24 protein-coding genes are annotated in these 23198 nt (G+C 65.6%); 10 read left to right on the top strand and 14 right to left on the bottom strand.

Annotated features, from left to right (window positions below):
• The first annotated feature begins 99 nt into the window (after nucleotides 1–99).
• Together QQ977_RS11590 and QQ977_RS11585 are read left to right on the top strand one after the other, a co-directional pair.
• Complete coding sequence (locus QQ977_RS11590) at nucleotides 100–1623, top strand: replication factor C large subunit (RefSeq protein ID WP_285925914.1); 1524 nt, start codon at nucleotides 100–102, stop codon at nucleotides 1621–1623.
• Nucleotides 1624–1709: 86 nt separating this feature from the next.
• The gene (locus QQ977_RS11585) at nucleotides 1710–1889 is read left to right on the top strand and encodes a hypothetical protein (RefSeq protein WP_285925913.1); all 180 of its coding nucleotides are present in this window, start codon (nucleotides 1710–1712) and stop codon (nucleotides 1887–1889) included.
• Here the strand turns inward: QQ977_RS11585 and bioD are convergent.
• The 6 genes from bioD to rbcL form a co-directional block, all read right to left on the bottom strand.
• The gene (bioD, locus tag QQ977_RS11580; RefSeq protein ID WP_285925911.1) at nucleotides 1867–2550 is read right to left on the bottom strand and encodes a dethiobiotin synthase; all 684 of its coding nucleotides are present in this window, start codon (nucleotides 2548–2550) and stop codon (nucleotides 1867–1869) included. The genes QQ977_RS11585 and bioD overlap by 23 nt on opposite strands.
• A complete protein-coding gene (locus tag QQ977_RS11575; protein ID WP_285925910.1) occupies nucleotides 2547–3755 on the bottom strand; it encodes an aminotransferase class I/II-fold pyridoxal phosphate-dependent enzyme in 1209 nt (402 codons plus the stop codon). The genes bioD and QQ977_RS11575 overlap by 4 nt, the downstream gene beginning before the upstream one ends.
• 62 nt (nucleotides 3756–3817) lie before the next feature.
• The gene (locus tag QQ977_RS11570) at nucleotides 3818–4858 is read right to left on the bottom strand and encodes a transcriptional regulator (RefSeq protein WP_285925909.1); all 1041 of its coding nucleotides are present in this window, start codon (nucleotides 4856–4858) and stop codon (nucleotides 3818–3820) included.
• 28 nt (nucleotides 4859–4886) lie between these two features.
• Complete coding sequence (gene bioB / locus QQ977_RS11565; protein WP_285925908.1) at nucleotides 4887–6002, bottom strand: biotin synthase BioB; 1116 nt, start codon at nucleotides 6000–6002, stop codon at nucleotides 4887–4889.
• A 95-nt stretch (nucleotides 6003–6097) separates the two neighbouring features.
• Nucleotides 6098–6823, bottom strand: coding sequence for a CatB-related O-acetyltransferase (locus tag QQ977_RS11560; RefSeq protein ID WP_285925907.1), 726 nt, complete (start codon nucleotides 6821–6823; stop codon nucleotides 6098–6100).
• 223 nt (nucleotides 6824–7046) lie between these two features.
• The gene (gene rbcL / locus QQ977_RS11555; protein ID WP_285925906.1) at nucleotides 7047–8297 is read right to left on the bottom strand and encodes a type III ribulose-bisphosphate carboxylase; all 1251 of its coding nucleotides are present in this window, start codon (nucleotides 8295–8297) and stop codon (nucleotides 7047–7049) included.
• Nucleotides 8298–8451: 154 nt separating this feature from the next.
• On the opposite strand from rbcL, the gene QQ977_RS11550 reads away from it, so the two are divergent.
• Nucleotides 8452–9009 (top strand): hypothetical protein, encoded by a 558-nt coding sequence (locus QQ977_RS11550; protein WP_285925905.1) that lies wholly within the window; start codon nucleotides 8452–8454, stop codon nucleotides 9007–9009.
• 40 nt (nucleotides 9010–9049) lie between these two features.
• A complete protein-coding gene (gene trxA / locus QQ977_RS11545) occupies nucleotides 9050–9466 on the top strand; it encodes a thioredoxin (RefSeq protein ID WP_285925904.1) in 417 nt (138 codons plus the stop codon).
• Between the two features lie 64 nt (nucleotides 9467–9530).
• Here the strand turns inward: trxA and sucD are convergent, their stop codons facing one another.
• The 3 genes from sucD to QQ977_RS11530 all read right to left on the bottom strand — a co-directional run bounded on the left by sucD (nucleotide 9531) and on the right by QQ977_RS11530 (nucleotide 12462).
• Nucleotides 9531–10400 carry a succinate--CoA ligase subunit alpha gene (sucD, locus tag QQ977_RS11540; RefSeq protein WP_285925903.1) on the bottom strand — a complete coding sequence of 290 codons (870 nt, stop codon included), beginning with the start codon at nucleotides 10398–10400 and terminating at the stop codon, nucleotides 9531–9533.
• On the bottom strand, nucleotides 10397–11548 hold the full coding sequence (gene sucC / locus QQ977_RS11535) for an ADP-forming succinate--CoA ligase subunit beta (protein WP_285925902.1): 1152 nt from the start codon (nucleotides 11546–11548) through the stop codon (nucleotides 10397–10399). Before sucC ends, sucD begins: the two co-directional genes overlap by 4 nt.
• Before the next feature lie 275 nt (nucleotides 11549–11823).
• Nucleotides 11824–12462 carry a class I SAM-dependent methyltransferase gene (locus QQ977_RS11530; RefSeq protein WP_285925900.1) on the bottom strand — a complete coding sequence of 213 codons (639 nt, stop codon included), beginning with the start codon at nucleotides 12460–12462 and terminating at the stop codon, nucleotides 11824–11826.
• Nucleotides 12463–12634: 172 nt separating this feature from the next.
• Here QQ977_RS11530 and QQ977_RS11525 point away from each other — a divergent pair, with 172 nt between their 5' ends.
• The 5 genes from QQ977_RS11525 (at nucleotide 12635) to QQ977_RS11505 (ending at nucleotide 18768) form a co-directional block, all read left to right on the top strand.
• Nucleotides 12635–13105 carry a DUF5793 family protein gene (locus QQ977_RS11525; RefSeq protein WP_285925899.1) on the top strand — a complete coding sequence of 157 codons (471 nt, stop codon included), beginning with the start codon at nucleotides 12635–12637 and terminating at the stop codon, nucleotides 13103–13105.
• Nucleotides 13106–13229: 124 nt separating this feature from the next.
• The gene (locus tag QQ977_RS11520) at nucleotides 13230–14387 is read left to right on the top strand and encodes an ABC transporter ATP-binding protein (protein WP_285925898.1); all 1158 of its coding nucleotides are present in this window, start codon (nucleotides 13230–13232) and stop codon (nucleotides 14385–14387) included.
• Between the two features lie 81 nt (nucleotides 14388–14468).
• Nucleotides 14469–15785 carry a hypothetical protein gene (locus QQ977_RS11515; protein ID WP_285925897.1) on the top strand — a complete coding sequence of 439 codons (1317 nt, stop codon included), beginning with the start codon at nucleotides 14469–14471 and terminating at the stop codon, nucleotides 15783–15785.
• Between the two features lie 124 nt (nucleotides 15786–15909).
• Nucleotides 15910–16188, top strand: coding sequence for a UPF0058 family protein (locus QQ977_RS11510; protein ID WP_285925896.1), 279 nt, complete (start codon nucleotides 15910–15912; stop codon nucleotides 16186–16188).
• 87 nt (nucleotides 16189–16275) lie between these two features.
• Nucleotides 16276–18768, top strand: a complete 2493-nt coding sequence (locus QQ977_RS11505; RefSeq protein ID WP_285925895.1) for a DUF7527 domain-containing protein — start codon at nucleotides 16276–16278, stop codon at nucleotides 18766–18768.
• A 66-nt stretch (nucleotides 18769–18834) separates the two neighbouring features.
• Here the strand turns inward: QQ977_RS11505 and QQ977_RS11500 are convergent, their stop codons facing one another.
• Complete coding sequence (locus tag QQ977_RS11500; RefSeq protein WP_285925894.1) at nucleotides 18835–19140, bottom strand: hypothetical protein; 306 nt, start codon at nucleotides 19138–19140, stop codon at nucleotides 18835–18837.
• Nucleotides 19141–19582: 442 nt separating this feature from the next.
• On the opposite strand from QQ977_RS11500, the gene QQ977_RS11495 reads away from it, so the two are divergent.
• Nucleotides 19583–20944 carry an adenylosuccinate synthase gene (locus QQ977_RS11495; RefSeq protein ID WP_285925893.1) on the top strand — a complete coding sequence of 454 codons (1362 nt, stop codon included), beginning with the start codon at nucleotides 19583–19585 and terminating at the stop codon, nucleotides 20942–20944.
• Nucleotides 20945–20968: 24 nt separating this feature from the next.
• Here QQ977_RS11495 and QQ977_RS11490 read toward each other — a convergent pair whose 3' ends face one another.
• The 4 genes from QQ977_RS11490 to QQ977_RS11475 all read right to left on the bottom strand — a co-directional run bounded on the left by QQ977_RS11490 (nucleotide 20969) and on the right by QQ977_RS11475 (nucleotide 23056).
• On the bottom strand, nucleotides 20969–21307 hold the full coding sequence (locus QQ977_RS11490; RefSeq protein WP_285925892.1) for a cupin domain-containing protein: 339 nt from the start codon (nucleotides 21305–21307) through the stop codon (nucleotides 20969–20971).
• A gap of 51 nt (nucleotides 21308–21358) precedes the next feature.
• On the bottom strand, nucleotides 21359–22093 hold the full coding sequence (locus QQ977_RS11485; protein WP_285925891.1) for a methyltransferase domain-containing protein: 735 nt from the start codon (nucleotides 22091–22093) through the stop codon (nucleotides 21359–21361).
• Between the two features lies 1 nt (nucleotide 22094).
• Nucleotides 22095–22463 (bottom strand): nascent polypeptide-associated complex protein, encoded by a 369-nt coding sequence (locus QQ977_RS11480; RefSeq protein ID WP_285925890.1) that lies wholly within the window; start codon nucleotides 22461–22463, stop codon nucleotides 22095–22097.
• A gap of 167 nt (nucleotides 22464–22630) precedes the next feature.
• The gene (locus tag QQ977_RS11475; RefSeq protein ID WP_285925889.1) at nucleotides 22631–23056 is read right to left on the bottom strand and encodes a DUF5791 family protein; all 426 of its coding nucleotides are present in this window, start codon (nucleotides 23054–23056) and stop codon (nucleotides 22631–22633) included.
• Nucleotides 23057–23198: the final 142 nt, after the last annotated feature.

Genomic DNA, 23198 nt, shown 5'->3' with positions numbered 1-23198 from the left:
GACGAGGCCGGTCGGTGAGTCGGGACGAGCCCGCCGGAGGGAATCGGCGACCGCCGGGCTCCGGAACCACTAAACGCCGCTCACCCCAACCACGTCATAATGAGTGACTGGACCGAGAAGCACCGCCCGTCGACGCTGTCGGAGGTCCGGGGCAACAACAAGGCTCGCGACCAGCTCGAGGAGTGGGCCGAGAGCTGGGACGATCACCGGCAGGCGGTCATCGTCCACGGCAGCCCCGGCGTCGGCAAGACCTCCGCTGCCCACGCGCTTGCGAACGACATGGGCTGGCCGGTGATGGAACTCAACGCGAGCGACGACCGAAAGGCCGACGTCATCGAGCGCGTCGCCGGCGAGGCGTCCAAAAGCGGCACGTTGACCGGCGGGGAGGCGGGCCGACGGCTCGTGATCTTAGACGAGGCGGACAACTTCCACGGTTCGGCCGACTACGGCGGCTCCCGGAAAGTAACCGAGGTCGTCAAAAGTGCGAACCAGCCGATCGTGCTCGTGGCGAACGATTTCTACGAGATGAGCCAGTCGCTGCGAAACACCTGCGAGACGATCGAGTTTCGCGACGTCTCGAAGCGATCGATCGTCCCCGTCCTGCGGGACATCTGCCGACGAGAGGACATCGAGTACGACGAGGCCGCACTCGAGACGATCGCCGACGAGACCGCCGGCGACTTGCGCTCTGCGGTCAACGACCTGCAGGCAATCGCCGAGGAGACAGACCGGCTGACCGTCGACGACGTCGTCACCGGGCAGCGAGACACCACGGAGGGGATCTTCGACTTCCTCGACGCCCTGATCAAAGAGAAAGACGCCGAGGGGGCGCTGCGAGCGTCCTACGACGTCGACGAGACGCCCGACGACCTGCTCAACTGGATCGAGGACAACGTCCCCAAAGACTACGCGGGAGCGGAACTGGCCGACGCCTACGACTTTCTCGCCAACGCCGACCGCTGGCTCGGCCGGGTGCGTGCCACTCAGGAGTACTCGTTCTGGCGGTACGCAACCGACAACATGACCGCCGGCGTCGCCGCCTCTCGCCGGGAGCCAAAAGGCGGCTGGACCCGCTACGGGCCGCCGAGCTACTGGTCGAAACTCGGCCGGACCAAAGGGACGCGAACCACCCGCGATGCGATCGCCGAACGGATCGCCGAACGCGAGGGGACGAGCGTCGCGACGGCTCGCCGGGAGATCCTGCCCTTTCTCGCCGAGATGACCCATCACTGCCGGGACCGAGAACTCACCGTTCGAATGGCCGCCGCCTACGAGCTAGACGAAGGCGACGTCTCCTTTGTTACTGGCAGCGGAAAGGACACCAACAAGGTCGCCTCGATCGTCGACGAGGCCGAAGAGCGCCGGGCAGAACAGGCCGTCGAGGGGACCGGCGACGCCTTTCTCGAGGCCTCCCGGTCGCGCGAGGATGACAGCGACGGCGGTGGGGGTGAGAGAGAGGGGTCGAACGACCAGGCGACACTTTCGACCTCGAGCGATGAACCTTCACCGACCGACGAGGATGAAGACGCCGAGGATCGAGACGATCCGGACGAAACCGGCGGTCGAGACGGTTCCAACGCCGACCTCGACGACGACCAGTCTGGCCTATCGGATTTCGTCTGAATACCACCTCCCCCGACGTGTAACTGAAGTTACTGATCGATACCATTACGTCGGCGAGCAGTGTCAGTATACGACGGTAGGTGCCCATGTCAGTCAACTACGAGTGCCCTCTCTGTGCCGACGAGTACGAGGCAGAGACGGATCTACGCGTTCATCTCGAGGTCGAACACCGGAAGTCGGAGCTCGCGACGCACATCGTTTCGAACGAATCGACGACGGATTCGACGGTGAAACGAGACGAACTCACGCCGTCGGCACGAGGCTGAGGGTTTCGACGGTCGACAGCGCGTCGCGAACCGCCGCGATAACGTGTTCCGTATCGAGCGCTGCAAGCGGTGGCACCGTCACCACCGGCTGGTCGGTCATTCGCTCGAGTTCGGCCGGGTTCGTCCGTTCGGCGACGGTCTCGCCGGCGTACTCGTTGAGAACGACGGCACGAACGTCGACGCCACGGGCCGCGAGCGCGTCGACCGACAGCGCCGTGTGATTGAGCGTTCCAAGCCCCGAGCGTGCGACCACGACGGCGTCACACTCGAGGTCGGCCACGAGGTCGATCACCTCGCGGTCGCCGGCGATGGGAACGCGCAGGCCGCCGATACCCTCGAGGATGCCGACCTCGCATTCTTCGAGTGCGCGCTCACAGTCCGCCAGGAGATCGTCGTAGGACAGAGAGACGTCCTCGCGCTCGGCGGCGACCCGGGGAGCAAGCGGGGGCTCGAGATACCGGAGACACGTTGCGGCGTCGGGGTCGGCACAGACGTCGGCGACGAACGCCGCGTCGTCGTCGGGCGGATGACCGGTCTGGGCGGGTTTCACCGCCCGTGCGTCGACTCCGGCCTCGCACAGCCACGCCGTCAGCCCGGCGGTGATCACGGTCTTGCCGACGCCGGTGCCGGTGCCGACGACGGCGAGTCGATCCGGGCTCACAGCAGTCCCACCTCCTCGCCGGCCGCACGAAACGCCTCGAGGCAGGTCACCACGTCCTCCTGATCGTGGGTCGCCATGGGAACGACCCGGATCCGGCTGGTCCCCTCCGGGACCGTCGGCGGGCGGATCGCGGGGGCGACGACGCCGCGTTCGCGGACGCCTTCTGCGAGTGCGAGTGCGTCCTGGCGGTCGCCGATCACCACTGGGAGGATCTGGGACTCACCAAGCACCGCAAAGCCCATCGCCTCGAGGCCGTCCCGGAGGTGGGCGACGTTCTCCCAGAGTCGCTCGCGGGCGTCGCTGTGGCGGGCAACGTGTAACGCTTCGCTCGCGGCGGCGGCCGCAGTGGGGGCGAGTCCGGTCGAGAAGACGAACGAGCGGGCGTCGTTGACGAGACACTCGATCAACGCGTCGCTACCCGCGACGTAGCCGCCCTGGCTGGCGAGCGCCTTCGAGAGAGTCCCCAGCTGGACGTGGACCCGGTCCTCGAGCCCTTCGGCCTGGACGATTCCGCCGCCGTCCGTGTAGAGGCCGGTGGCGTGGGCCTCGTCGGCCATCACCCACGCGCCGACCGACTCGGCAGCGTCACAGATCGAACCCAGCGGCGCGACGGTGCCGTCCATGCTGAAGACGGTGTCGGTGACGATCAGCCAGGACTCCTCGGTCGCCCCGTCGCGTGCCGTCTGCGTTTCCATCTTCGAACGCAAGTCGTCGACGTCACAGTGGTCGTAGACGACGACGTCGGCACCCGACAGCCGGCAGCCGTCGACGATGCTCGCGTGATTCAACTCGTCCGAGAAGACGACGTCGGGTTGAAGCGCCGCGATCGTTCCGACGTTCGCGGCGTATCCCGACGAGAACGCGAGCGCGCGCTCTGTCCGTTTGGTCTCTGCGAGCTGGCGCTCTAAGTCGTGGTGGACGATCGTATCGCCGGTTACGAGCCGGCTCGCCCCGGCACCGGTTCCGACCGTTGCGGCGGCCTGGCGAGCGGCGTTTTGGACGCGGTCGTCGTCGGTCAGCCCGAGGTAGTTGTTCGACGCGAAGACGATCGCTTCCTCGGCGTCGAGAACCGGGAGTCCACCACCCGGTGGCGCGGCGAAGTATCCTCGGTCGGCGACGCGATCGGCAGGCGCGAGCGATCGCTTGAGAGCGGCGGACTCGAGGTCGGCGACTCGGTCCTCGAGGTCGAACCCACGGTCTTCCATCCGGTTCGTTCGTCGCAGGCCCACGATTTGACTCTCACGGTTCGGCTCGGTCTCCTACCACACTAGAATCCGGGCATCAACTCGGCGGGACCGACGACGCCGTACTCGCCCGCCCGATTTCGCCGGACGCCGGCTTTCAGATAGCCGAGTGCGGGCCCGTTGACGTTTGCCTCCATACTCGTCTCGTCGCCGAGCTGGAAGGTGTTCGTCGCCCGCTCGCCGTCGAAGGTCCGGCCCGTGACCGAGACGGTCGTTGTCGTCGGCTTCTCGTCGCTGCGGACGTCCAAGATCCCGCCGACGGTGACGTCTTCGGCGTCACAGATCCCGGCGCGCTCGAGGAGGACGTCGTCTGCGTGTTCCATCTCCGTAAACTCGATGACGCCGCCGTGGTCGTCGATGATTGCTTCGATCTCCTCGTCGCTCAACTCGCGGGCGGTCTCGATGTCGTACTCGGGGAGGTGAGCGATGTCCTCGCGGACGGTGCCGCGGTTGTCCTCGTAGCCCGACTTGAGCCCGACACCCCAGTGGATGTCGACCTCCTCGACCTCGACGAACGACTGGGCGGCGAGTGCGGCCGCGCCGGTCAGGAAGCCGGGGGTCGCGCCGGCACCACAGACGAAGGTGATGCCTGACTCCTCGAGTCGTTCCCGTTTCTCGTCGAGCATCCCGATCACGCGCGAGCGCTTGAGCACGTCGACGAGGACGCCCTCGTACGCTGCCTCGAGGAAGCGATCCGCCACGCGGGGGATGAAGTCGTGCTCGTAGTTCGGCAGGGCGATGAGCACGGCGTCTACCTCCTCGCTTACCGCGATCACGTCGTCGATCGCGTCCTCGGTGGGGTCGGCCTGTGCGGAGGCGACGACGCCTCGCTGCTCGCCGTGTTGTTTGACCGCGGCCGCGCCGCCGTCGGTCGCGACCTCGTTCTCTATATTGCCCTCCGTCGCCTCGAGCAGTTCGTCGACGTCCAGCCCGTCGAAGTCGATCGCGACGCCGTGGCGATCACACGCCGCGACGGGGGTGAGGTGCTCCTTGTGCGTGCTGACCTCGAGCGTTCGTCGTCCGATACCGCCGGTGCCGAGTACTGCGAAGTTGACGTCGTCCATGTGTCCTGAAGTTCCGTTTTGGTCGCTGTCAGTCGTCTCCCGATTCCACACTCGCCGTGCTCTCGACGGTGTCGACGGCGGGACTGTGCGGCGTCTCGTCCTCGCTGCGGGATTTCACGGCCTCGGGGTCGAAGTCGTTGACCTCGCGGTTGGGCTCGAGGCCGGCCCGCTCGATGATCTCGATGTCCTCGCCCGGCGACTGGCCGCCGGTTGTGAGATAATCCCCGGTGAGCAGTCCGTCCGCACCCGCCTCGAGAGGGAGGTGCTGTTCGTCGGGCGCGAGGTTCGCCTCCCGTCCGCCGGTGAGCCGGACCCGGGCCTCGGGGTGAAGCAGTCGGTAGACCGCGATCGTCGTGACGATCTCCTCGGTCGTGATCTCCGGGCACTCCTCGCCGAGTTCGGTGCCCTCGATCGGGTTGAGCACGTTCACCGGCAGCGATTCGATCCCGATCTCCTGTAATGCCATTGCGGCGTCGACCCGGTCGGTGGGCGTCTCGCCCATCCCGAGGATGACGCCCGCACAGAGATCCATGCCGGCTTCCTTTGCCACCTCGAGCGTTCGTACCCGATCCTCGAACTCGTGGGTGCCGACGATCTCGGGGAAGTAGTTCGGAGAGGTCTCGATGTTGTGATTGTAGTGGTTGATCCCCTCCTCGACCAAGATCGCGGCTTCCTCCTCGGTCAGAATGCCGAGCGAGGCGTCGATCTCGAGGTCACACTGCTCGCGCACGAGCCGAATCGCCTCGAGGACCTCCGCCCACTCCTCGGGGCGGTGTTCCTTCGAGACGCCGCGCTCGGCGACGACAATGCCAAAGCGCTGGGCACCGTCTGCCTCGGCCCGTTTCGCGGCCTCGAGAACCGCTTCGGGGCCGATGAAGTCGTAGTTGTCGATGCCGGTGTCGAAGTGGACCGACTGTGCACAGAACCCACAGTCTTCCGCGCAGTTGCCCGCCTTCGCATTGACGATCGAACAGGCGTCGACCGTGCCGTCGCCGAAGCGATCGCGGACGACGGCCCCGGCCTCGGCAAGCGGTTCGACCGGCTGGGCCATCAACGCCAGCCCGTCGGTGCGGTCGAGCCGCTCGCCGGCGAGTACCCGCTCGAGTGCGTCGTCGACCATCTTGTTGCCCGTCTCGTAAACCACACGCTAGAACTCAGTTGACGATACGATAAGTGTTGTGGTAACTCACAAGTTTCGTCACGACGCGATCGACGGGACGCCGGCCCGCGGTGACCGCGCTACGGCTTCGAGACCGGTTCGGGCCGCGATCGGTTCCCGACGTCGGGGACGTCGTCTGCCGACTCGAGTTCGCGTTCGAAGAAGCCTCGGTTCGCCCGTATCGTCTCCTCGTCCCAGTTCCACCACGCGAGATCCTGTAGCGCCTCCCTAACCTCACGGGGGAAACGCCACTTGAGCCGCTCGGCGGGAACGCCGCCGACGACCGCGTACGGCTCGACGTCGTCGGTGACGACCGAGCCGGCGGCCACGACGGCGCCGTCCCCGATCGTCACGCCCGAGAGGACGATACACCGGGCCCCGATCCAGACGTCGTTGCCGACCGTGATCGGCCCGTCGGTCACGTACTCGAGGTCGCTGTCGAGAACGGTCTCGTAGAGTCGTCGCTGCATCGAGGGTTTTGCGGTCTCGTGGTTCGTCTGCTGGAAGGTGTTCTCCCTGGCGATGGCACAGTAGTTTCCGATCTCGACGTCGCCGATCAGCGTGCACGCGGGCTCGAAGTTCGTTCCGCGTCCCACGGTGATCGTCCCGTTGAGTACACAGCGCGTGCTTAGTCGTGCGTTCGACTCGAGCGTGACGTCACCCCGGAGCAGACAGCCCGGCGCGATCCCGGCGGACGCCGCGGCCTCGAGTGTCGTCCCGTCGTCGAGTCGATCGACGAGTGGACGTGCGATCCGTGGATACCCCAGCAGTGACAGCATCCGTTCCGCGACGGCCGTTACGTCCATCGGTGTCGGCAGGACGACCGCCGGCCGAAAAGACTCTGTCGATCGTTTCGCCCTGTTGGATCAGAATACCATTTCGACCCGATCGGAAAGGATTTCGTACGTCTATCTTTCTGCGAGGAGGCGGTCACGCAGTCGCGGACGATCCGTCAACTGCCGATCCGAACGAGCGTCGATTCGACTCGATTCGATAACCTCACCGTACACCGGGCTGACGGCACCGCTCTCACCGCGGCGTCTCCGCCCCCCACGTCTCGAGTGCAGCCGCGAGCTCCGGGTGGCTCTCGGCGTACGCCTCGAGCGGGCGGCCGGTCATCGCGGCCTCGACCGACTGGCGAAGCGCCTTCGCGCCCGCGTTAGTCCCATTGGGATGACCGTGGATGCCGCCACCGGCCTGGACGACGATGTCGGTGCCGAGCGTCTCGAGCAACTGGTCGATCACGCCCGGATGCAGGCCGCCGGAAGCGACCGGCAGAACCGGATTCACGCCGTATAGCTCCGAGGTGAGCCACTCGTTGATCCCCGGCGTGTCCTCGTTCTCGAGTTTGCCGAGGCCTGCGGTGCCGGTGTGGATGTGATCGACGCCACAGAGGCGGGCGATCTGGGCGAGGACGCGCATCGAGACGCCGTGATGGTCGAGACGATCGAAGGCGGCGTGCATCGCGCGATGGGCATGGATCGCGAGGTCGTGTCTCTCACACCGCTCGCGGACGGACTGGACGGCCGACCAGCCACACGTGATGACGTCGACCATGACGAAGCCGCCGCCGTGTTCGGCGACGAGGTCCACTCGCTCTAACATGTCGGTCGTCTCGGCGGTGACGTTGACGAGGTAGTCTTTGCGTTCGCCGGTCAACTCCTGGGCGCGATCGCGGGCGGCGAGACTCTCCGACAGCCGATCGGCGAAGGGGTTGAAGGCCTGATCCGTGAGGTTCTCGTCGTCTTTCAGCAGGTCGATGCCCCCGGTCCAGGCCTCTTCGCCGATCCGGACGTGGGCGTCCGTCGAGAGCCCGACTTTCGGCTTCGGCACCGTCGCGAGCACCGGTCGATCGCCAGCGTCGAGTTTCTCGGTCGCAACGCTCGTGCCGTACAGTGGACCGGGAAACTCCTCGACGATCGTCTCGGGCCAGCGACAGTCCTCGAGGCGGATCGTGTCGACGGCTTTCATCCCCATGATATTGCCCGCGATACACGAGAGGATCTGGGGCATGCTCCCGGGTTCGAAGAGCGCGTCGGGGTAGGCGACCGTGATCTCGTTTCCGTCGATCCCGCAGGCGACCGCGCCGAGGCGGGTGAGCTCGTCCTCGTCGACGTGGAGGGCCGCCCAGGTGCCGTTCGACGATTCCGAGGCGACGCGACTCGCTGCCGCCTCCGTCGTCACGTCCTCGGCGGGATCGATCCGGAACTCACAGACCAGATCCGTCTCCGCGGGCTCGTACTCGAGATCGAGGAAGTCGTCGTACTCGATGCCGGTCATACCTGCGCCGACATCGCCCGGCATAATAGCAGTTGTGCCCGCCGAGAGCGGTCGCGAACTCGGACCGTCTCGGCCAGAAGAGTATAATAATACACCCGATCTCCATTCCCAAAATTTAAAGGTTGTGGCCGAACGACACCAGTCAAGCTAGCCCATGACCAACAGCACGACCGACGAGACCACCGGGGACGGGGCGCTCGAGGTCGGTCCCAGCGCCGACGAACTCTTCGGCGATATCGAGAACCCGTACCCGTCGACAGAACGCGTCGACGGGCTTGGGAGCGGCGGGACGGGGACGAGTACCGATCGAACCGGTGGCGTCACGGACCGGACGGCAAACGAGGTGTTCTCGAGGCTTCGCGACGAGTCCGACAGTCGCCGCGATCCCGACGCGGTCCTCGAAGGCGAGAGTCCGGCGGAGATCATGAACCGGACCGACGACGGCCCCGTCGTGACCGAGATCGACGACGCGTTGACCGACGACGACGGCGTCGAAGCGCTGTTGCTCACCGGGCGACGGAAAGCGGACGGATTCCTCTGGGTCGAGTGCGAGGACGACGACCTCGAACGTGCAAACGATGCCGACGACGCCGATTCCGGCGAGGCGACGTCCGGAGAGGCCGAACCCCCATCCAAAGCCGAAGCCGACGAGTCGAACGATACAGACTCCGTCACTTCCCGACTCCGTTCGACGCTCGACTCGCTTCTGTGAGTCCGGAACCGTTTTTTCCTCCGCTCGGGTATATTCACGTATGGACGACGAACTCGATCGAATCAGGGAACGAAAACGCGAGCAACTGCGCGAGCGGGCCGAACGCGAACAGCAACTCGCCGCCAGTCCCGAGGAGCCACTCGAGGTCACGGGGGCGGGTCACTTCGAGCAGGTCCTCGAGAACTACCCCGTCGTTCTCGTCGACTTCTACGCCGACTGGTGTGGCCCCTGCCAGATGCTCGCGCCGATCCTCGAGACGGTCGCCGCGGAGACGGCGGCGACGGTGGCGAAAGTCGACACGGACAGCCACCAGCGTCTCGCCCAGCAACACGGCGTCCAGGGCCTGCCGACGCTCGTGGTGTTCGTCGACGGTGAGCCGGTTGAGCGTCTCGTCGGAATGCAAGACGAGACGACGCTTCGGAACGTGATCGCCGAGCACGATCCTGCGAGCGACTAGGAGACGGCTCTCTCGCCGTCCAACGAACGTAGGCGATCGAAAACGCGAAAGCTGCGATCTCAGATTAGAGCAGATCTTCGACGTTGTCGGCGACTTCCTCGGGGGTATCGCCGACGGGGACGCCCGCGTCGTTCAGCGCCGAGATCTTGCTCTCTGCGGTGCCGGTTCCGGAGCCGGAGACGATCGCGCCAGCGTGGCCCATGCGCTTGCCCGGCGGAGCCGTACGACCGGCAATGAAGCCAGCGACCGGCGTGTCGACGTGTTCGTCGATGTAGGCGGCGGCTTCTTCCTCGTCCTCGCCACCGATTTCGCCACACATGACGATCGCGTCGGTGTCGGGATCGTTCTCGAAGACCTCGAGGGCGTCGATGAAGCTCGTGCCGATGATCGGGTCGCCACCGATGCCGATCGCGGTGGTCTGGCCGATGCCACGGCTGGTGAGGCTGTCGACGACCTGGTAGGTCAGCGTCCCCGAGCGGGAGACGAGTCCGACGTTGCCGGCCTCGAAGATGTTGCCGGGCAGGATGCCGAGTTTTGCCTCGCCAGGCGTGATGATGCCGGGACAGTTCGGTCCGATGAGACGGGTGTCGGTCTCGGAGAGGCGTTTGTTCACCCGGGCCATGTCCTGGGTCGGGATGCCTTCGGTGATCGCGACCGCGAGATCGAGGTCGGTGTCGAGCGCCTCGAAGATCGCGTCACCGGCAAAGGCCGGCGGGACGAAGATCACGGAGGCGTCGGCGTCTTCTGCCGCGACGGCTCCGGACACGGTGTCGTAGACGGGGACGCCGTGTACCTCCTCGCCGCCCTTGCCGGGGACGGCACCGGCGACCACGTTGGTCCCGTACTCGATCATCTGTTCGGCGTGGAACTTGCCTTCCCCACCGGTGATACCCTGTACCACGACGCGGGTGTCGTCGTCGACTAGGACGCTCATTGTTCGTTCACCTCGTCAGCGTATTCGACGGACCGCTGGACTGCATCCTCTAAGGTCTGTTCGACCGTCACGAGGTCTTCGTTCAGAATCTCCATGCCTTCCTCCCAGTTCGTCCCGGCCAGTCGGACGACGACCGGCTTGGGAATCTCCTCGAACCCCTCGAGCGCTTCGTTGATCCCGCGGGCGACCTCGTCGCCACGGGTGATGCCGCCGAAGATGTTGAAGACGACGCTATCGACGTTGTCGTCGGAGAACACCATGTCCAGGGCGTTCGCGATGCGTTCTGCTTTCGCACCGCCACCGACGTCTAAGAAGTTCGCGGGCTCGCCACCGTAGTAGTCGACGAGGTCGAGCGTGGTCATGACGAGGCCGGCACCGTTGCCGATGATGCCGACGTTACCCGACAGGCGGACGTAGTCGAAGCCGTACTCGTCTGCTTTCTGCTCGAGGTCGTCGCCACCGGCGGCTTCCGCTTCCATCTCGGCCAGTTCGGGCTGGCGAAAGAGGGCGTCTTCGTCGATGTTCATCACGGCGTCGGCCGCGATGACCTCGTCGTCGGCCGTGACCATCAGCGGGTTGATCTCGGCGTCGGAGCCGTCTTTCTCGCTCCAGAGCTCATACAGCGTCGAGAGAACGCTCGAGACGTCACGGGCGACGGCCGGATCGACGCCGGCGTCGTAGACGGCCTTTCGGGCCTGGTACGGCATCATCCCGAAGGAGGGATCGACGTGCTCGCGGGCGATCGCGTCGGGATCTTCCTCGGCGACCTCTTCGATGTTGACGCCGCCTTTCGTCGAGACCATCGCGACGGGTTTGCCCTCGCCGCGATCCATCGTGATGCCGACGTACAGTTCGTCGGTGAAGTCGACGGCTTCCTCGACCAACACCCGGTCGACGTGATAGCCCTTGAGGTCCATCCCGAGAATCGACTCGGCCGCCTCGCGGGCTTCGGTTTCGTCTTCGGCGAGTTTGATTCCGCCGGCCTTGCCGCGGCCGCCGACCTGTACCTGCGCTTTGATCGCGACCGGATAGCCGATCTCCTCGGCCGCGTCGACGGCGTCGTCGACGTCCGACGCCAGCTGGGAGTCGGGCGTCGGAACTCCGGCATCGGCGAAGACGTGCTTCGCCTGATACTCGTGCAATTTCATTGAATACCCTCACCGGAGTCTGCTCTCCCGCTGGAGTTATATTCATCGAAATGTGCTACGAGTGCGTACCACGGCCTGTGGCATCATTCGCCGGAATACGGCTGTGACGAACCGACGATGCCAGTCAACTCGCGATACGCTGGGCGCTATCACCACCAACTACACTCAGTGGTACTACGTGGTGGTATATTAATGTACTCCACAGACAGTGTGCATGCCGTACACGAGTGAAGCCGGACGATCTGGCCCGGCGAGGCCAGGACTCGAGGGTAGCGTTATCGGTCGACCGTGACCGTCGCATAACAGTTGCCACTCGAGAGCTCCCACTCGAGGATCTCGAGGCCGCTGTCTTCGAGGTCGGTCTCGAACTCGTCGGGATCGTAGATGTGATAGAAGCGGTCGACGGTCTCGCCGTCGGGGAGGGTCCACTCGATCGTGGTGTCAAAGCCCGCGTCGGCGTCGAACCGGTCGTGGGCGGTCGACCAGGCGCTGACGAGGGCACGCCCGTCGGGCGCGAGTACGCGGGCGAGCTCGTCGAGACTTGCCAGCCGTGCCGGCCGGGACGGGAGGTGATGCAGCGTCGCGACGTAAACCGCGACGTCGACGACGCCGTCCCGGAGCGGGAGCGTCGCGGCGTCGCCCTGGACCAGATCGACGTCGAACGTGCGGTCGTGAGCTCGCTCGCGGCCGGTCTCGAGCAGTCCGCGACTGACGTCGAGGCCGACGACGCGGTCGACGCGATCGGCGAGCCCCTCGGCGTGTCGACAGTTCCCACAGCCGAGATCGAGACCGACCACGCCGTGGGGGACGGACTCGAGAAACGACTCGACTTCGGGCCAGGCGTACTCGCGGGTGGCCGCGAAGTGAGTCGCGATGCGGTCGTACGTATCGCGGACGTCGGCCCGTCGCTCCATAGCGGTCGTGGTCGGGGCTCGCCCAAAAGCGTTCCCACGTCGAGCCGTCGTCGACCGGAGCGCCGGTCGATCATCCGACGAACCCATCACCTGGCCGAACGGTACCGTCGTCGCGTCTTGCCGTCGAGGGCGTTACGTTCATACCGGGGGAGACCCAAACCACGGGTACGGAATGAGGCGCGAGCACTTCACGCTGGACGTCAGCAACGTCGACTGGATCGATACCGACGGGGAACCACGAAAGCCGTCGGTATCGATCGACTTTACGGGCCCGGAGTCGATGCTTCGCGAGCGCCTCACAGGCAGCGACGGCGAGGTTCTCGAGGCTGCCGAGACGGACGTCGCGTTGCGTCTGCAAGAGCCGCTGGACGAGGACGCGTCGGGTGTCGTTAGCGTCACCGACCGGATCACGGGCGAGTTCATCCTCGAGCTCAACGAAGACGCCGAGAACGTCCTGCAGTTCATTCGTGCGGCGCGAAGTTACGGTGAGGCTGCGTCCGAAGACGACGGCCGCTACGTGGTGACGATCACCCTCGATGGCGAGGAGTTCGTCACCTACGACAAGCGGACGTTTCTGGTCTACGACGACGAGGGCGATCTCTTGCGCCAACACAGCCTGATCCCAAGCGGCGTCGAGCTCTAGCCGGCGCGGACGACACAGGGTTTTTCGCGGTGGTACCACCACCGTGCTGGGATCGGAACCTATAAGTTCTTTAGGCCCACCTAAAACTAAGCAAGAGACGAACCGGCAGGTGCCGGAGTCAACGATGGCAAACGGGAACCTCCTCACGACGGCTGCCGACGAACCGGTCGAGACGAGTTCGCCGGAGATCGAGACCGTCCTCGAGCTCGACGGTGTCGAGAAACGCTACGGCGGCGAACGAGTCATCACGGAGCTTTCGCTGTCGGTCCGTGACGGAGAGATTCTCACCCTGCTCGGGCCGTCCGGCTGTGGAAAGACCACGACGTTGCGTCTCATCTCCGGACTCGAGCGGCCAAACGGCGGCGAGGTTCGGCTCCGCGGGACCTCAGTCGCCGGCAACGGCACGTTCGTCCCGCCGGAGGACCGCGGCGTTGGCGTCGTCTTCCAGGAGTTCGCGCTGTTTCCTCACCTCACCGCCCGCGAGAACGTCGCGTTCGGGCTCAAAGAGTGGGACGAGACCGATCGCGAGGATCGCGTCGACGAACTGCTCGAGCTGGTCGGGCTGGCCGACCACGGCGAGCAGTATCCCGACGAACTCTCCGGCGGCCAGCAACAGCGGGTCGCACTCGCCCGCTCGCTCGCGCCCGAACCGGAGATGCTGTTGCTCGACGAACCGTTCTCGAACTTGGACGTCGACCTCCGGGTGGAGATGCGCGAGGAAGTGCGCCGCATCATCAAAGAAGCCGGCGTCACCGCGATCTCGGTCACCCACGACCAGGAGGAAGCGCTGTCGATCTCCGACCGCGTCGCCGTCATGTGCGACGGCGAGATCGAGCAGATCGACCGTCCGGAACAGGTCTTTCAACAGCCCGAATCCCGGTTCGTCGCCGGCTTTCTCGGCCACGCGAGCTTTCTCTCCGGGCGGGTCCACGGCGATCACGTCGACACGTCGCTTGGACGGGTGCTTCGCGAGAAGGTCCACGGCCTCACCGCGGAGTACGACGGTACGGCCGTCGACTTGCTCGTCCGCCCCGACGACGTGACGGCGTACCCTGCAACTGGCGAGGAGGCCGACGGCACGGTCGTCTACCGGCGCTATCTCGGTCCGACGGTCCTCTATCGGGTCGAACTCGACTCCGGCGACGTCATCGAGTGTATGCACAACCACTCGGACCGACTCGAACTCGACGAACGCGTCGCCGTCCGGGTCACCGCCGATCACGAACTCGCCTGGTTCCCCGCCGGGCAACGCGACGGGACCGAGTCGGTCGGTGCGGACTGACCGCGCCGACGGCCGTCGATGCGGTTGCAGGCCGGATGTCGTGTCGGTGGATTTATTTCACCAGAGTTACACCTCCGTGGCATGAATCGCGTCGCGGTCGCGGCAGTCCTTGCAGTAGTCGTCCTCGCCGGCTGTGTCGCTCCTGCGGTCGACGCTCCCGGCGAACCCGCCGAGGACGAGACGGCCGAACCCGTCGTCGACGACCGCGAAGAGCCACCCCTCGAGGTCCGTGGCGGGACGCTCCCGTTCGAGGAGAACCGGACTCTCGAGCGCGTCGAGACGATGCTCGAGGCCGAACTGCGTCCGCCGGTCGTCTACGTCGAGGAGAAACCCGACACGTCCCGAGTTCCGAGAGATCCGACGAGTTTCTACGCGGTCATGGGAATCGACCGGCCAGATCCGGCCGATTCGGACGGCGAGTTGCGCGTCGGCGGCGTCGCGAGTCCGATGCAGGCGGTCTACGTGATGCCCGAGGACGGCGCCCCACCCGCGGAGATCGAACGGGTGTTCGTCCACGAACTGGTCCACGTGACGCAGTTCCAGCAGGATGCACCACAGCGCCTGCGAGCGAACGTTCCCGACTATCATCGGGGGACGACCGACGCGGACCTCGCCCGTCTTAGCGTGATGGAAGGGGCTGCGGTCTATGGCTCCTCCGCTTACACCGATCGGTACGACGCGCCCGTCGAACCGGAAGACGAACTCGTAGAACGACTCTACGACGGCGCTGCACCCGGGACGAAGCTGGTCTGGGGACCGTACCACCACGGCCACGCGTACGTCGACGAACGGTTCGACGACCCGGCGGACCACTGGACGCTGTACGACGATCCTCCCGTAACGATGCGGGGCGTGCTCGAGGGGTCGCCGGCGACGGACGCTCTCGAGCCGTTCGACGCGCGCCTGTCGGCGGCCGACTCGGGATGGGAGCGAGCCGACGCCGACGTGATGGGCGAGTACGTCCTCCGGCAGGTGCTCGAGACGGAACTCGAGACGGACCGAAGCGCCGACGCGGCGAGTGGCTGGACGTACGATCGGAAACTCCGGGCCGAACACGACGAGGCCGACCTCGACGGCTACGCCTGGGCGATCCGGTTCGAGGGAGCCGACGAGGCAGACGCCTTCGAGGCCGCCGCTCGCGAGTACCTCACAGAGCGAAGCGAACGCGAGCTGACAGACGGCGACGCGGCGTGGACCGACGGACCGTACGCGTTCAGTCTCGAGTCCGTCGACGACCGAACGGTCGCGATCGTCGCCGGGAACGAGTCGTTCGTCACTGCGGCGACCGTCGACGCCGTCGGATCGGACGTCCGGGTCGATCTCGAGGGCGACGCCGGGACGGGAGCCGACGGTTCGCTCGCGGATCGCCCCGGTCCAACAGCCGTCGTCGCCGGGTGAACTCGCAGGTCCGTAGACGGGATCGACCCGTACCGGCTGACCGGCTCGTAGACCGCGTGAAACACCGAATTCTGGGAGGTCAACCCACACAAACCTTAACTTCGAACCGCCCCTACGCGTCGGTATGCATAAGGACGAACTTCTGGAGCTACACGAGGAACTGGTGGTCATCATGGAGTACTTCGCCGAGCGCGAGGAGGTCGACGAGGAGTTATTCGAACCCTACCGCGAACTCGAGGTCGACCCGTCGCACGTCCACAAATCAAAAAGCGAGCACAAACACGCCGTCTTCGTGCTCGGGAACGCCCTGGCGAGTGCGATGAGCGAAGACGAGTTCTCGAGCGCCGGACGGATCGGCAAGCGGATGAAAGAGCTCGCCGAGGACGCCGAATCGAAGATCTAGCGGTCGTATCTGTCGCTCTCATCACCTGTTTAGACGAAACGAAAAGACAGGCGAAACGTATTTGGTACAGATCCCACTTGTTGGGATATGGAATCGCGCACGCAGGAACGCGTCGAGCGGTGGGATTCTCGCTCGTTCGGAGGGGGTCGAGACGAACTCGCCAGCCTCGCCGCCGCCGAGTTCTCGGGTGCCGTCACTGCCGTCGGAACGTGGCTGTTCATGCTCAACGGCCGCATCGTCGGCGTCGACGGCGGCGACCTCGAGGACTTCGAGACGTCCGGGACGGTCTACGACGCGCCCGATCCGGCCTTGCCGTTGCTCGCTGCGATGAAGACCCACGACGGTGAGACGCAGGCGAAGTACTACACGAACGAGACCCCGATGTCGGCGGTCGACGAGACGCTCAAATCGGGATCGTTCACCGGATACGTCGAACTGAGCGAACAGGTGCTAAGTGGCGACTACTATCTCGTTTACTACGGCGGCCGGCGGATGGCGGCCGCCTACGTTGGCAACGCAGAGCGGCTGTTCACCGGTGAGGAGGCGTTCGAACGCGCCGAAGACGAGGTCGGCATCTACGAGGTCGTCGACGTTGACGTCGACGTGATCGACCTCCGGGACGAAGCGGGACCGACGGACGCGGACGACGAACGACAGGCCGACGACTCGACGTCGTCTGCCGCGTCGGTCAGCGACGGGAGAGACGACTCGAGGACGCCCTCGAGTGCGCCGGAGGCCGGCTCCACGCCCGATGAACGCTCGAACGAGACGGGCGGAACGTCGGTGACGTTCTCGGCAGACCCCGATCGCGTTCCGGACGAGTCCACGGCGAGTGCCGATGCCGGTCGCACCCCGGCCGAGCCCGCGACGGACGACGTGGTGGACGAGATCACGTCAGACGTCGACGGCCTCGCCGAAGACGCCTCGGAGATCACGGCCGGGACCGACGCCGGCACCGAATCGACGACCGAGCCGGCAACCGACGCCACAGGGCCGACTGAGCCGACGACGGAAGGCGAACGCGACGACGCGCGGGTCGACGACCACACTCCGGCAGACGACGAGTCGGAAGCCCCCTCGAGCGCGACCCAGATCCCTGGGGCTCTCGAGACGGAGCCACACGACGGGACGGCCGACGACGACTGTACGACCGATGCGACGGCCGTATCCGGGACCGGGGCGACTTCCGACGTCGATTCGACCGTCGTGACCGACGAACCCGATACGGCTACGACGTCTGCGACCGAGGTAGATCCCGATACCGACGCGTCCGCGGATACCGACGATGAGAACGCGGACGACGAGCCGAAAGCGGAAGAAGAGAAAGACCCCTCCGAACTCAAACAGCGATTCGAGCAGGAAAAGCGCTGGCGAAAAACCCGACGAATTCCGTCGATCGATCCGGACAACACGGACGAGCCCGAATCGAGTGCCTCCCCGCGTGCTGTGTCCGAGCAGCCACCGTCCACAGGAGAGGGACGTCGCTCGAATCAGCCGACAGAGCAACGCGATACCGACGCGGGTAACCCGACCGGAACGCAACCTCTTTCCGACGCGAAACCGACCCGAGGCCGCGGCGACGTCGACTCCAGCGGAGACGCCTCGTCGGGTACTGGCACCGACGCGTCGGAACCCGTCCGGACGCTCCGTGCGCGCATCGAACGGCTCGAGCAGCGCCACGAGGCGATCGAGTCCCAGCGCGACGAACTCGCGGCCGAACGGGATCGGCTCCGGTCGGAGAACCAGGAGCTGTCCGCGACGATCGAACGCCTCGAGTCCCGGATCGACGACCTCGAGGCAGAACTCGAGCGGGCGCGATCCGCGAGCGAGGACGCGACCGCGACGGCCGACGGTCCCCGACTCTCACCGGCCGAGGCGCTCGCGGAGACGAACCTCTTCGTCAGGTACGAGTCGAAGGGGGAGCCAACCCTCGAGACGGCACACGCGGGTGACGCCGATGCGAGCGAGGTGTCCACGAACCTCCGACTCGACAGACACACCTCGTTCGACGACTCGGGTGCCGTCGTCGACGGGGACGCCTACGAGGAGTTTCTGGCGACGACGATGGAGTACCGGTTCGTCGACTGGCTCGTCGACGAACTCCTCTACGAGATCCGTGACACCGGTCGGTCGGGAGGTCTGCAGGATCTCTACGATGCGATCCCGCGAATCGACCGGGCGGAACTGGACGCGACGATTTCGCTCGCGGACGACGACACCGAAGACGTCCCCGACGAGGTGACCTTCGACGTCGTCGCCTTCGACAAGATGGGGAACCCGTTGATCGTCGCCGCCCTCGACGACGCCCGCGATCCGGCCTCGCGGGACCTGCTTGCAGGCCTCGAGGAGGCGGCTTCGGCCGTCAAAGCGAACTATCCGGACCTCGCAGCGGCGTTTGCCGTCACTGCGAGTTACTTCGAGCCGGGCGCACTCGAGGTCTCCGAACGGGCCACGAGTGGCGGACTTCTGAGTCGGTCCTCGAAGCTCAACTACGTCAACCTCTCGCGGAAAGCAGGCTACCACCTGTGTCTCGCCGAGGCGCGCTCGGGCGGTTTTCACGTGACCGTTCCGGAGCTGTGAGGACACGTCCGTATCGAGAGACGAGCAGCTCTCGCGTCAAAAAGTCGGTCTCGCCTTCGGTAGTCGTCAGCCTTCGATTTCGGCGACGTCTTCGATCTTCATACCCTCGAGCTTGTCGACGATTTCGTCGATCTTGCCGTCTAGGTCGTCGACGAACTCGGCGGTGCGTTCGGTTTTGATCGCGCCCTGGCTGGAGGGTTCGATGAGGTTTTCTTCCTCGAGAACGCGGAGGGAGTATCGGACCTTGTGATGCGGGTAGCCCGTCTCGTTAGACATCTTGACGATACCGATAGGCTCGTTCTCGATGACCATCTTCAGGACCTGCAGATGACGTTCCAGCATGTCAACTTCCTTCTCAAGTCGATCTATCATGGCATTTGTTAACTTGTCTTTGCGCCCTTTAAAGGTTACTCTCGAGGAACGACAGAAGACGATGTCGGGCCGAACTACGACGTGAGGGTAGTTAACGGTTCTGACCGTCGAGTCGCAGAGGTACCGAGCGTCGACGACGTTGGGCGGTTGCAGGCGCGCGCACTTGTATTAGCCGAAAGCCGGCGAACGTTAGGATTCTGCAACGCTTATCTGGGGCAACCGCAAGACGAGTCGCGGTTTCCCCGGAACGGACGTACAGCAGTCGGTAGTGATACTGTCGGTCATACCGACGTGAACACGGCTGGTGACAGCACGGCCAGACACACGTTCAACGGCCGGATCACCCGGACACCAGTTCACAGGTCTATGACCGACAGTATGAACAGCCGCCAGCAGCGGGACCGTAATCGGTTTATCGGCCGGGGAAGAACCGAACGCTGTTATGACTGTCACCATCGTCGGGTCGCAACTCGGCGACGAAGGCAAAGGCGGCGTCGTCGACATCTACGGCGACGCTGCCGACGTCGTCGTCCGGTATCAGGGCGGCGACAACGCCGGCCACACCGTCGTCCACGACGGTGAGAAGTACAAGCTCTCTCTCGTCCCCTCCGGAGCCGTCCGGGACAAAGTCGGCGTCCTGGGTAACGGCTGTGTCGTCAACCCCGAGACGCTGTTCGAGGAGATCGATACGCTTCGCGACCGCGGCCTCGAGCCGGACGTCCGCGTCGCAGAGCGTGCCCACACTATCTTTCCCTACCACCGCGTGCTCGACGGCATCGAAGAAGACGAGAAAGACGACCTCGCCGCGGGCACGACCAAACGCGGCATCGGACCGACCTACGAGGACAAAGCGGGCCGTCGCGGTGTGCGCATCGGCGATCTGCTCGATCCCGACACGCTGCGTGAACGCCTCGAGTACGTCGTCCCACAGAAGCGAGCCCTCGCCGAGGACGTCTTCGGCGCGGAGACGGGTGAGGCATTCGACGTCGATCACCTCTTCGAGACCTACCGCGAGTACGGGAAGCGACTCGCCGAAGAGGAGATGACCGTCGACTGTGGCACCTACCTCGCCGAACGGATCGACGCGGGTGACGAGGTCATGCTCGAGGGAGCCCAGGGAACCTCGATCGACATCGACCACGGCATCTACCCCTACGTCACCTCCTCGAACCCAACCGCGGGCGGGGCCTGCGTCGGCACCGGCCTCGGCCCGACGGTCGTCGGCCAGGGCGAGGTCATCGGCGTCGTCAAGGCCTACCTCTCGCGGGTCGGCACCGGCCCGCTGCCGACGGAACTGGGTGGCGTCGAGGGACAGACCCCCGGCTACGATGCCGACGATGCCGACGAGGACGAGGAGGAACTCGCGACCTACATCCGCGACGAAGGCGGCGAGTACGGTACCGTCACCGGCCGCCCCCGCCGCGTCGGCTGGCTCGACGTCCCGATGCTTCGCCACGCCGCGCGAGCGAGCGGCTTCACCGGCCTCGCGGTCAACCACATCGACGTGCTGGCCGGTCTCGAGGAGGTCAAGGTCGGTCACGCCTACGAACGCGACGGTGAGGAGCTGCTGACGATGCCCCCAACGACCGAGCAGTGGGGCGAGTGTGAGGCTACGTTCCGCACGTTCGACGGCTGGCCCGAGGTCGACTGGGAAGCAGTCGCCGCCGAGGGCTACGAGGCGATTCCCGAGAACGCACAGACCTACCTCGAGTACTTGGAGGACGAACTCGAGGTGCCGGTCTACGCCGTCGGCGTCGGTCCCGGCCGCGAGGAGACCGTCATCGTCGAAGACCCCTACGAGTAGCGCGCCGAGTGACTGCCGTCGACTCTAGTCCTGCCAGCTCGGATTCTCCCGCGGCGGGCTGAAAATATCGATACCGCGGACCGTCTCCTCGCCGCGGTTTTCAGCGGCGTGGGGGCAGTCGCCGGGAATCGCGTAGGAGTCGCCCGGACCGACGACGATCTCCTCGCCGTCGACCAGAAACGTCAACTCGCCCTCGTAGAGAAAGCCCGTCTGCTCGTGTGGGTGGCTGTGTTCGTCGATGACCGCGCCGGGTTCGACCGCCACGTGTTGAATGTTCATCGATTCGCCGCCGGCCATCATCGCCAGGTGGACGCCGTCCATGGCTTCTGCAGGATCGAGGTCATCGAGTGAGACACGTTCCATGCGCCCTGGGACGCGCTCCCGGCACCTAAATCCCCACGTCGGACCGGGCACTCACTCGTTGCGCGCGATCGTCAGATAGCCCGTGTGACCGACGGGGGCCGTCGACGGCCGCGAGCCTCGATCGTCGAAGTCCATCTCGCGTTGAATCGTCTCGCGGGTCCGAACGTCCACCAGGTCGGCCTCACGGGCCGCTGCGACGACCTCGCGGCTGTCCTCGACGAACGGGCTGTAGACCGCGAGAAAGCCGCCGTCGACGAGCAGTCCCGGCGTGTGGGCGACCACATCGGGCGCGTCGGCCGTATCCAACGTCACCACGTCGAACGGCTCGTGTTCGGAAAGGGTCTCGAGGTCGTCGGTGACGTCGCCGGTTCGGACCTCGACGGCGTCGTCGATGCCTGCAAGCGTCATGTTTTCGCGCGCGACGGCCGCAAACTCGGGGTCGCGTTCGTAGGTCGTGACGTCGGCGCCGGCGCGGGCCATCGACGCCGCGAGCACGCCCGTCCCGGTGCCGGCGTCGAGCACCCGATCGCCCATCGCGACGCCGGTTTCGCCGATCACGAGGCCGACGTCGCGGGGCACCATCGGCGCACCCGTCCGTTCGAAGTGATGAAAGAGATCCGGACCGCGCAGTCGGCGCACCCGGAACTGCTCACCCAGGTGGGTTTCGAGCGTCTGGCCGGGTTCGGGATCGGGGGGCACCTCGAGGACGCCGAGGTCGGTGCCGAACTCCTCGCCGGGTTCGACGAGGTGCTCGCGATCCTCGCGAACGAGCAGGACGCGTTGCACGTTACTCGAGTGCTTCGACGGCCGCCGCGAGGTCGCCGTCGTTTGCCTCGAGCGCCTCGCGTGCCGTCTCCTCGTCGACGTCCGCCCGCATGGCGACGATCTCGACGTCGTCGTCGGGGATGTCGGGGCCGGCGTCCGTCTCGGCCTCGCCTGCGCCGCGTTCGCGTTCCTCGGGCGAACCGATGACCTGGTAGGTCTCCTGTCCGCGGGCGTCCATCTTGGTGACCTCGGGATCGCCGAAGTAGAGTTCGGCGTCCTCGGTGCGGATGATGACCTCCTCGGCGTCGAGTTCGTCGACGTCGATGCCCATCTGTTGCATCATCTGTTCCATCTTGCGCGGATTGAGTCCGCCGCCGCCTCCTCCAAACATACCCGGTAGGTTGCTATCCGTGGGGAAAAGGCTACCGAACGATTCGCATCGCACGTCGCTGCGGACTCATACCGACGGCTGCGAGTCGGTACTGGTGCAACCGCGACCCGTCTCGCGGTCCCGCCGGAACACAGCCACAGCCACAGCCACAGCCACAGCCGTCAGTATCACGGCGTGGCGCTTGCGATCACGTGCTGAATGTGAACGAACTCCTCGAACGACATCGGTGCACGGCGTTCGATCTTCTGTTGGACCTCCTTCGGATCGAGATCGAGCTCGAGGTCGGCCGCGACCGCCTCGACGTCGAGCACCGCGGTGGTCATCCCGAGCAGGAGGTTGTCACACGCCATCTCGACGATCGTCTCCGCATCCGGCTCGCCGTCTGCGAGTGCCTGTATCTCGGCGACCTCCTCGAGCTCGAGGTCGGGTGACTCGTCCTCGAGCAGCGCCTCGAGTCGGTCCCGGTCGATCCCGGTCTCTGCAGCGGCGGTCTCGAGGTCGATCCCCTCGAGGATAGCCGCGAGCTTCTCCGTATACTCCGTCTGCAACGCTGTCGGCGTTTCCGGAGCCGACAGGCGCTGTTCGTAGAACATGTCCGGGCAAACGGCTGGTTACCTGATAGGGGTTACCATCGTCGTCGATCGTCGGCCGACGGCGACAGGCGTTTTCGGGGTCGTGGTTCGCTCGAGTCGGTGTCGGGAGACGAGTCCACGGGGCGACTCGCCGTGCCTTCCC

Source organism: Natrialbaceae archaeon AArc-T1-2, from assembly GCF_030273315.1.
Lineage (GTDB): Archaea > Halobacteriota > Halobacteria > Halobacteriales > Natrialbaceae > Tc-Br11-E2g1.
This window is presented reverse-complemented; position numbering and strand designations above follow the sequence as displayed.